General features: G+C 39.0%; 8 protein-coding genes and 1 pseudogene. 5 read left to right on the forward strand and 4 right to left on the reverse strand.

Going from position 1 to position 9,609, the window contains the following annotated elements:
• The first annotated feature begins 487 nt into the window (after nucleotides 1-487).
• The gene (locus tag CALSC_RS19295; protein ID WP_088242911.1) at nucleotides 488-1,153 is read left to right on the forward strand and encodes a LabA-like NYN domain-containing protein; all 666 of its coding nucleotides are present in this window, start codon (nucleotides 488-490) and stop codon (nucleotides 1,151-1,153) included.
• Nucleotides 1,154-1,746: 593 nt separating this feature from the next.
• The gene (locus CALSC_RS19300) at nucleotides 1,747-2,067 is read left to right on the forward strand and encodes a hypothetical protein (protein WP_235006860.1); all 321 of its coding nucleotides are present in this window, start codon (nucleotides 1,747-1,749) and stop codon (nucleotides 2,065-2,067) included.
• A gap of 391 nt (nucleotides 2,068-2,458) precedes the next feature.
• On the opposite strand, the gene CALSC_RS19305 is transcribed toward CALSC_RS19300, so the two are convergent.
• A complete protein-coding gene (locus CALSC_RS19305; protein ID WP_088242912.1) occupies nucleotides 2,459-3,712 on the reverse strand; it encodes an FGGY-family carbohydrate kinase in 1,254 nt (417 codons plus the stop codon).
• A 189-nt stretch (nucleotides 3,713-3,901) separates the two neighbouring features.
• On the opposite strand from CALSC_RS19305, the gene psaM reads away from it, so the two are divergent.
• Together psaM and CALSC_RS19320 are read left to right on the forward strand one after the other, a co-directional pair.
• On the forward strand, nucleotides 3,902-3,991 hold the full coding sequence (gene psaM / locus CALSC_RS19310) for a photosystem I reaction center subunit XII (RefSeq protein WP_143288308.1): 90 nt from the start codon (nucleotides 3,902-3,904) through the stop codon (nucleotides 3,989-3,991).
• Between the two features lie 517 nt (nucleotides 3,992-4,508).
• Complete coding sequence (locus CALSC_RS19320; protein WP_088242915.1) at nucleotides 4,509-4,910, forward strand: slr1601 family putative cell division protein; 402 nt, start codon at nucleotides 4,509-4,511, stop codon at nucleotides 4,908-4,910.
• A 42-nt stretch (nucleotides 4,911-4,952) separates the two neighbouring features.
• On the opposite strand, the gene menH is transcribed toward CALSC_RS19320, so the two are convergent.
• Nucleotides 4,953-5,774, reverse strand: a complete 822-nt coding sequence (gene menH, locus CALSC_RS19325) for a 2-succinyl-6-hydroxy-2,4-cyclohexadiene-1-carboxylate synthase (RefSeq protein WP_088242916.1) — start codon at nucleotides 5,772-5,774, stop codon at nucleotides 4,953-4,955.
• 3 nt (nucleotides 5,775-5,777) lie between these two features.
• Entirely contained in the window at nucleotides 5,778-7,811 is a 2,034-nt protein-coding gene (locus CALSC_RS19330; protein WP_088242917.1) for an amylo-alpha-1,6-glucosidase, read from the reverse strand.
• A 344-nt stretch (nucleotides 7,812-8,155) separates the two neighbouring features.
• Between CALSC_RS19330 and CALSC_RS19335 the strand changes: the two genes are divergently transcribed.
• A complete protein-coding gene (locus CALSC_RS19335; protein WP_088242918.1) occupies nucleotides 8,156-8,761 on the forward strand; it encodes a peroxiredoxin in 606 nt (201 codons plus the stop codon).
• A 135-nt stretch (nucleotides 8,762-8,896) separates the two neighbouring features.
• Here the strand turns inward: CALSC_RS19335 and CALSC_RS27610 are convergent.
• Nucleotides 8,897-9,061 (reverse strand): annotated as a pseudogene (locus CALSC_RS27610) (RNA-guided endonuclease TnpB family protein); the annotation flags it as partial.
• Nucleotides 9,062-9,609: the final 548 nt, after the last annotated feature.

A 9,609-nucleotide genomic window follows, 5' to 3' on the forward strand; every position in this document is an offset into this window, starting at 1 on the left:
AGATGGAATATTATTGTGTATTATTTACATGACAAAAAAGTTAAATTAAATCAGAATCATGATAATAATCAACAATTATATTTAAGGCAAATGAAAGGGTTAGCGAATAACATTTTTTATTCCTAAATTAGTCACAAAGATGTCAAAAAAAAATATAAATTTATCGTCATACTCAATTAATAGTACCGAATAATGAAAATACCAATACAATTCCAAAAGCTGGAAAAGTCTACAGGAGAAGGATTGTTTTCATGTAACTATGATTAATCCATACTGATTTTTATTCTAGATAGTGAAATGTGATGAACTTACAAAAGTCCAAAAGTAACAGTAAAAACAAATTGAATGCGGTAAATTCAATAATTAGTAAATCAATATAGATAATTTCTAAATTGCAAATATTGATTGAGAATTGTAACAGCATAAAAAGTGAATAGTACTGTTATCTTATCTACAAGAATTAATTGACTTAATCACAGAGGTATCAATGGATATTAATGAAATTAGTAAATATAAAAGTGAATATAAACTAATTAGCGATCGACCATATTTAAAAGATAAATTGCTGGTAGAAAACAGTTTAGATTTTGAACATAATAATATAGACCAACACTCAACAGAAATCTCTAACTGCACTGCGGAAAATCGTGGTAGAGTTGCTATTTTCATTGATGGTTCTAATCTCTTTTATGCAGCTTTACAATTGAATATCGAAATTGACTATACCAAATTACTTTGCTATTTAACTAAAGGCAATCAACTATTACGTGCTTTTTTTTACACTGGAGTAGATCGTAGTAATGACAAGCAGCAGGGTTTTTTGCTTTGGATGCGTCGTAACGGCTATCGTGTTGTGACCAAAGATTTAATCCAACTTCCCGATGGTTCTAAAAAAGCTAATTTGGATGTGGAAATTGCTGTAGATATGATGAACTTAGCTCCCCACTATGATACAGCTGTATTAGTCAGTGGAGATGGGGATTTAGCTTACGCTGTTAATGCAGTTTCTTATCAAGGAGTAAGAGTCGAAGTAGTTAGTCTGCGCTCAATGACTAGTGAGAGCTTAATTAATGTTGCTGACTGTTTCGTGGATTTAGATAGTATTAAACAAGAGATTCAAAAAAAATCCCATTCTGGTTTTAACTATCGATAGCTCTTTCATGAGCTCATAGCAATTAATTGGTTAGAGATAAAATCTGAAATTGGTAGGTTGGTTATTCCTTATAACAATCCTCAACCATTGATCAAAAGTTAGTTCTCTAACTTGGATAACCATAATTTTACAACTCAAATAGGACTGCTATACATTCAATCCAACCTACTTTATCTAGTCATTGAATAATTCAGGGTCTATGCCAATAAATCTACAGACAAATTCAGCTTATAGATTTGCGTGTACATTGCTTGAAGTCAGAATAATTACTTTTTACTAATGTAGTAAATATTGCTATTATAGCACTATATAACTATGTTAGTACATTATTGAAGACCCAAACTTATGAGCAGTAAACTTATTACTTATTACTTATTACCAGGACTTATGCAAGTGTCACAATCGGTGGTTGCTGCGTGACTTTATAAGTCTCATTACTACGTTCAAATATTATCGCAGGGTCACACACCCTGCAGAAAAAATATGACAACTGCGTAAGTCCTAATTACTTGCGCGTAGCACTATATTAGTAAGCTAATTTTGAGAAAACAGTGAAACTCTGGTATCCCTAAGAATATATTTAGACCTGAATTATGTTAATTGTAAATATCTCTGATATGGCTCAAGGTTTATCTGACTTCCCCAAAATTTCCTTGGCTGTGGCTTTTATTTATATACTAATAACTTGCTATTTTGTCAGCAACTGGTTGATGTTTTTGATTCGCAATCCCAGTTCTATCCCTGAAGAAAAGTTTCTATCTATAGTCATGTTTGCCATCACAACTTTATTATGGCCTTTGGGAACAGTTGCATTTTTTGTCAAGATTGTGCAGACAAAAAAGATTCAACCTAGTATTATTTTAGCTTGTCTAATTATATTTTTAATGCTTAGTGTAAGTAAGTCGGCACAATAAAACCAAACTATGTGGAGAAAAGTAAATAAGGCTAAAACCCTTTTTCCCCCTGCTCCCTGCCCCCTGCCCCCTGTCTTATCCAAACGATAATTTTTTACGCCTACCTACTTATTTTTCTACTTTGCACAGAAATAGTAATTATTTATTTCTGACATTTCATAGCTCAATCAAACTGAAAAAAAGGGATAGATGATAATTTCATCAACCCCTAAATTAGCTGCCCAGATATATAACCTGGAAGCCTACCGACCGGTATCTCACTTATTTAGTATCATCTGAGCTCTTCAAATTGTCACCAGAATAGATACGTATTTATGAAATAATAGTAAGCATACTACGGATACTATTATTCAGTATTAATCCTGAAGCTGTTTATTCTCTCAACGTTTGCTTAAACCATACCTCCCCTAGCTAAAAGTGCGGTACCGTATGCGGCTTCTGTATTTGCAGAAATTGTCACAGGTACTCCCAAGTGACTTTCCCGAATTCTCATCCATGTTTCGTTTTGAGCACCACCACCAGAAGTATAAACATGGGTTAAAGTTTCTGCTCCCAGTTGTTGTAATAATCCATATCCTTGTGCTTCTATACGAGCAATCCCTGATAATAATCCATGCAAAAATTCCACTGGATTCTCTGGGCGTGGTTCTAGCCGTGGTTGTAAATGGGGATTATTAATGGGGAAGCGATCGCCTGGTGTTAATAAGGGATAATAATCTAAATTACTAGACTGGGAAGCATCAATTTCCATACTAAACTTTGCTAACTCGGTACTAGTAAAAAAATGTTTTAGTACTGCTCCCCCCGTATTAGAAGCGCCACCAGTCAGCCATAAATCCCCCAGACGATGGCTGTAAATACCATATTGAGAATTTTCTATCCGGGTACTACTTAAAAGTTTTACCACTAATGTAGAGCCTAAGGAAGTTACAGCTTCTCCAGGGAATTTAGCTCCACTTGCCAAAAAAGCTGCAATACTATCAGTAGTACCTGCACATAGAAAACAATCTGGAGGAAAGCTGTATTCGCTAGCAACTTCCGGGCGTACTCTAGCAATAGGAGTACCGGGAGGTAAAACTTGGGGGAGATGAATTGGGATGTGGATATTTTTTAGCCATTGGGGATATTGGAGACTTTCCAAGTCATAACCGAGCTTTAAAGCATTGTGGTAGTCAGTAATACCTAATTTACCGTGGAGTAAAAACCCTAACCAATCTGCTTGATGTAAAAAATATTTAGCGGTTGCGAAAGATGGTAATTTTGACATCCATACTAATTTGGCAAGACTGGATGTAGCACTGAGGACTGTATGCTTAGGGGGAGCAATCTTTTTTAAATCTGGTAAAACTGTCGCTCCCCGAGGATCATGGTACATAATTGGTGGTTGTACTGGTTGACCATCACCATCACAAACTAGAACTGTGGAAGAAGTACCATCAATGGCGATCGCTTGGATATAACTGCGATATTCTACGGGTATTTGCTCCAGTAATTTCCATAAGCCTGTCCGCCAACAAAGACTCCAATCAGTCACCTCAGTAATTTCCCAGAGATACTTGACCATTGCCACAACACATTTATTCTGGTCAATTACCACACCCCGCATTCCAGAAGTGCCACAGTCTATACCTAAAAAGAAATTCATTATTTTGGTAAATTTTGAGAATTTAGTCGTCCACTAGGGTCAAAAAATTGAAATAATTAAAGTAATTTATCCCCTTTATGCCATTTTGATTGTTGCATCTTGTAACAACCTATTCCCCAATCTTGGCAAAACAGTGAAAAGTAGTAAACGAGCCGTTAAACATACCTTGAAATGAGGAGGTTTGAAACCATGTCAGATATCCAAGTGTATATCATTCTTGTCGTAGCTATAATCCCAGGCTTGTTGGCTTTCCGTTTAGGTACGGAACTCTATAAATAAGCCAAACTAAAGTTGCGATGCTCCCCTTGGTAATCCCAGCTTTGTTTAATGTGGATTCCATCCTAGGAGTTGGCATCTAGAACGGGAAATATCCTTAACAGAGCCAGGAGAGGGAAGAATGTGGGAGAAGGAGAAAGAGGGAGAAAAGGGAGAAAGCAAAAAGCTTAAGCTTAACTAATTCTTTAATTCTCCCCACGCCCCCTATATTTCACACACTTTCCTCTTTCTCGGTTCCCCACTTCCGCATAAACTCGCACAAAATTACCAAATTTTCTTTTTAAACCGAAAATATACTTATAGCAATTATCAAAAAATGCAGTAATATGGCTGCAAAATAAAGTCTTAACAGAACTTAGCCCATGAGAAACTGTTGGTGGCTGATTTTCAAATAGCTCATCTCTTTTTAACCACCCTGTACTCAGCGCCAAGAACTTTGAAATACCTACCATCAATTTACAGCTATGGGAGTATCAAGGTGTATCTGTCCCCTCTACAAGATATAATTGTGAATTAGATTATGAACGCCATTCAACCATCTTTTTATCCGACAAAATCCCCGGAACCAATACAAAGAAAGAAACTTAGTCCTCGACGTAAGCGCCATATCCGCCAAAGATATTACCGAGGGATGGCTGTAGAGATGAGTATTAAAGTTGGAGTTAACCTAGCGATCGCAACTGTTGCCGTATCAGCCCTCACACATCTGTTACCTTACCATTGGTCTCAACAAGACAAGTTACGGGAAATCCGTACACAAGTTAAGCACATGGAAGCCAATGTGAATACTTTAAGAGCAGATTTTAGCCGTAATTTTGATCCCCACCAAGCAAAAACGATTATGCAAGAACAGGGGTATAGATTTGATCCCAACCAACGTCGAGTGATTTGGAATCAAAATCTGGACATTAAACCTGATTGATATTCTCCCGGCTATAAGTCCCTGGATTTATTTAGCAGCAAATTAAAGCCTGTTCATGAGAAGAAAAGACTTGACTGGCTCTACAAATGCCAATGTATTTTCCCAATGAATATTGTGACCTACATTAGGAATTACCATTAACTGACAAGATTCACAAATTTGACTCATCTGGGTATTAATCTCAACAAATTTGCGATCGCATTCACCCGCTAACAAGAATAAAGGAGTGCGATTGGCTGTTAGTTTTTCCCACAAAGAAGGTTGACATCCAGTACCCATAATTCGTAGGGATTTAGCTAATTCTCCTGGGTTATTTTGCAGGCGATCGTTAACCATACTATTAAATTGTGGATGGTTCTTGATATTACCAAAAATTGGTTGTGCATACCAATGCAAGAGAAAGGTCATAAAATCAACTTTCTCGGTGCTTCTACCTATTTTTTTCGCAATTTGTTCGTCTCGTTTAATCCGCTCTAATCTTTGCTTTTCTGTTTTCAAACCAGGAGAAGCTGATTCTAATACAACCTTGCTAAACCTTTCCGGAAAATGCAGTGTGAGGTATAAGGCTAATCTTCCACCCATAGAATAACCAACTAAAAAGCATTGGTTAATATGCAGTTGATCTAGTAATTGCATAATCCCTAAGGCAGTATTTACCATAGAATAATAATTATCCCCACCTCTAACTTGAGTCTTGCCATGTCCAGGCAGATCTAACTTGAGATAGGAAAAAGAATTTGCTAATAGTTTAATTGCTGCATCAAATTCATGGCTATTACCCATAAATCCATGCAGAAAAAGAATTAAAGGTTTATCTGGATGGTAGCTTAAATCATAGTGGAAATGATAATTTTCCATTAATATTAATCAGTCATTAAAATGGCGCAGAACTTCAGCAACAGACCAAGCTTGGGCAATGGCACCTCTAGCTTTATGAGGAGGATCACCGTCAAATATCTCGGAAATAGAACCCATACAGCTATGATTCAGGAAATGTTCTAACAGTGGCTCCCAATCAAAAGGAACTGGTTGCTGTGGATAAAAACGCTGCCAAGAACGGATAAAGGCACCCAGTAACCAGCACCATACCGTACCCTGATGGTAAGCGCTATCTCGCTGTTCTACATTACCCGTACACATACCAATATATTCTGGATCACTGGGATCAAGACTACGTAAACCATAGGGAGTGAGCAAGGTTGCTCTGGCTCTTGCTAGTATTTGTTGCCCTTGGTGAGTAGGAAAACCACAGTGATGTAGGGAAAGGGCTAATACAGCATTGGGACGTACCTGGGTATTGCGACGATCATCTGGTTCAATGGTGTCATATAGATAGCCAATCTGGGGATTCCAGAATTTTTGTAGAGAGGTTTTTACCTGTTCTGCTTGTTGGGCGTAACGTTGTGCTTGTTTAGTTAGGCGTGCAGGTTCACCATACCCCATACTACTTAAAATTTCCGACCACTGACTAATCCAACACAAGGCTGAATACCAAAGAGCATTCACTTCTACAGGTTTACCACAACGGGGAGTAACGGGTTTACCTGCAATTACCACATCCATCCAAGTAATGGCTACACCATTAGCCTCCCACCCCAGTAAACCATCTATGGAGTCAGCCTGAATATTGTAACGAGTACCAACAATCAAAGCTTTATAAATTTGCTGCACAACTGGATATTGGGCTGCTAAAAAATCCCAATCTTTAGTAGCTTCTAAATACAGTCCTAAGATTTCAATCCACCACAAAGCAGCATCAATACTATTATAAATAGGTAGATGATCATCATCAGGAAAGGTATTAGGAATTAAACCATCACGACAATAACTGCCAAAGGTATGCAAAATTCCTTTGGCTAGTTCAAATCGCTTGGTAACTAGAGTTAAACCAGGCAATGCAATTAATGTATCTCTACCCCAATCATTAAACCAGTGATAACCAGCTATGACTGTGGGGCCAATAATTGAAGCTCTGTGGACAATAAAGCGATCACTTGCTCGCAGCAATGATTGCCAAATGGCAGATTTAGACATGGGAATTGACAAATTTGATTCATCCTTTTCCCTGCTTGAACTGCTCCCATTCCACCATCCAAAAATCTGTGCCAATCTTTCCTCTTCTCTTTCTATGGCTATCACCAAGGTATCCATAGTTAGGGGAGGTAAGGGCGATTCAGGAAATCCTGTTCCCGCCTCTAGAATTACTTTATCACCTGGTTGGAGCTTTATATAAAAATAACCAGGACTATAAAGATCTTCACAATCTTTTAATCCTCGCTCTGTTTCTTCTGGTAAACCATAATTCCAGTACCAAATCCCATCTGGTTGGTATTCTCCATGATTCCAACGTAAATACCAAGGGGTGCCAAACCCTTCTTTTGTAATTGACTGGAGATAAATTTGTTTGTTTGCCAACAATTGTGAGAACTGTAGTTGGGGATTTGCCCGTTGCTGATGATGAAAACTGCGATCAGCAATCAATAACCGTAATTTCAAGATGGCTGGACTTATACCTTCATAGCAATACTGAATTAATAAAGGATTACAGAAAGAGGAATTATTTCTCTCATTAGGCATGATTAATCGCCTACTTAATTCCCAGTTTTCTCTACCCCAAATCCATTTAGGAATTGGGTTAACCTCGAAACAACGCAATAGTTTGTAACCTTGCGGCTCAATTTGACCATCAGCCCAAAAATTTGTTCCTAAGGTTACTACCTGACCCGAAATTTCTAGGCTAGCTTCTAAATGGGAAAGTAATAGCTGCCGCTTTGTGGGAGGATTCGTTGCTGCAAAGAGCCAACCATGATAAGTACGAGTCCGAATATCTGATACCGTACCACTGGCAAAACTACCTAACCCATTGCTAAGCAACCATTCTCTGATATCTAAATTTTCCATGTACTAATCAAAATCGTTATGACTATGATATAGTCGTAACAGTTTGTAATCAAACAATTACAACGTGGTGAAACAGCACAGTCTTAATAAGTACCAGTGCTAGAACGATAAAATCGCGTTGTGGCTAACTTTGGAGTACATTAACCAGTGTTACTGGGGTAAATCCGGTTAACAAACGGCGTTCTCCCTAGAAAGGTTTGGTAATTGTTTTGATCAGTTTCACCATTGTCAAAAACTGCCAAATCTCATACCAAAACGAATAAGGGCGACTGGTGAAGGGTTAGTTTTACCTGACCCGCAATCTAACGCTAACAGACACATATAAACTCAAGGAGAATTAGCGTATGTCGAGTGCAGCAGAAGGATGCATCCGTGTTGGACAACAGGCTCCCGATTTTACGGCGACTGCTGTGGTAGATCAAGAATTTAAGACACTTAAGCTTTCTGATTATCGCGGTAAATATGTTGTCCTGTTTTTCTATCCTTTAGACTTTACCTTTGTTTGCCCCACGGAAATTACTGCTTTTAGCGATCGCTACGAAGAATTCAAAAAACTGAACACAGAAATTCTCGGTGTTTCAGTTGATAGTGAGTTCTCCCACTTAGCATGGATTCAAACTGATCGCAAATCTGGTGGTGTAGGTGATCTCAACTACCCCCTAGTTTCCGATATTAAGAAAGATGTAAGTACTGCTTATAATGTTCTTGATCCATCTGCGGGTATTGCTTTACGTGGTCTGTTTATCATTGATAAAGATGGTGTAATTCAGCACGCCACTATTAATAACCTGGCTTTTGGTCGTAACGTTGAAGAAACTTTGCGGACTTTACAAGCGATTCAGCACGTCCAGTCTCATCCTGATGAAGTTTGTCCGGCGGGTTGGCAGCCAGGGGATAAAACCATGAATCCCGATCCAGTGAAGTCTAAAGTATACTTCTCTGCTGTTTAGATTAGAGTGCAATCGCAATTTGTCCAACATTCTACTCCAACAGAGGTGTGGGATGAATTGCGAGCATCCCTGGCAATATTTAGGGGCGCAAAGCTTGCGCCCAAATTCATCAAATCCTTACTCTACATAGGAAAATGTTGTGTGTCGCTTCTCAAACCATTCTTGGTCAATACAACACTGTGCATAGTAGACATGGGCACGACGCACAACTCGTACTCGCTTAAACTGCTTTAATTGGTAGAAATGTAGGTTCCGAGTCCCCCATAGTTTAAAGTTTCCCGATTCAAAGCCATCGCTGAAATAGGGAGTAGGGAGTAGAGAGTAGGGAGTAGGGGAAGAGGAAAAATACCCTACTCCAGGATGGTTTGTTTGCGTTAGCGAAGCGCGAAGCGTCTCCTGAAAGGAGATAGCGTGTCCGGTAGGACATAGCCCTCAGATTTATCCGTGGAAAGTTAAGAAAATTTGGTTGGAGAGGCGCGCTTGCGGTGACAGACAAAACGTCAACATTAAATCCCCTACTTTTAAGTATGGGGCATCCCTACTCCCTCGTTAATAAAAGTGATATATCTTCTGTCTATTGACATACCTCCTCGTCCTAAAGGAGCGAGGATCCCTTGACACTTCGCTGGGATGCGCTGCCAAAGCAGTCTTACCTTCCCTCCATGTCCGTTTATAGTCTCCCAATTAGAAAAGTCGTCCTTGAAGGACGGGGCTTGTATCCCATTATTTTCGGTCAAGAAGAGACGCGGAGACCTCGATGTGGTGGGGCTTGGGACACAGAGCACTCCGCGTCACCGTGTCCCCGCGTCCCCGCGTCATCCGGTTGAAAGTTTCCAACCGCTAGTCTT

The sequence above is a fragment of the Calothrix rhizosoleniae SC01 genome, from assembly GCF_900185595.1.
GTDB lineage: Bacteria > Cyanobacteriota > Cyanobacteriia > Cyanobacteriales > Nostocaceae > Calothrix_A > Calothrix_A rhizosoleniae.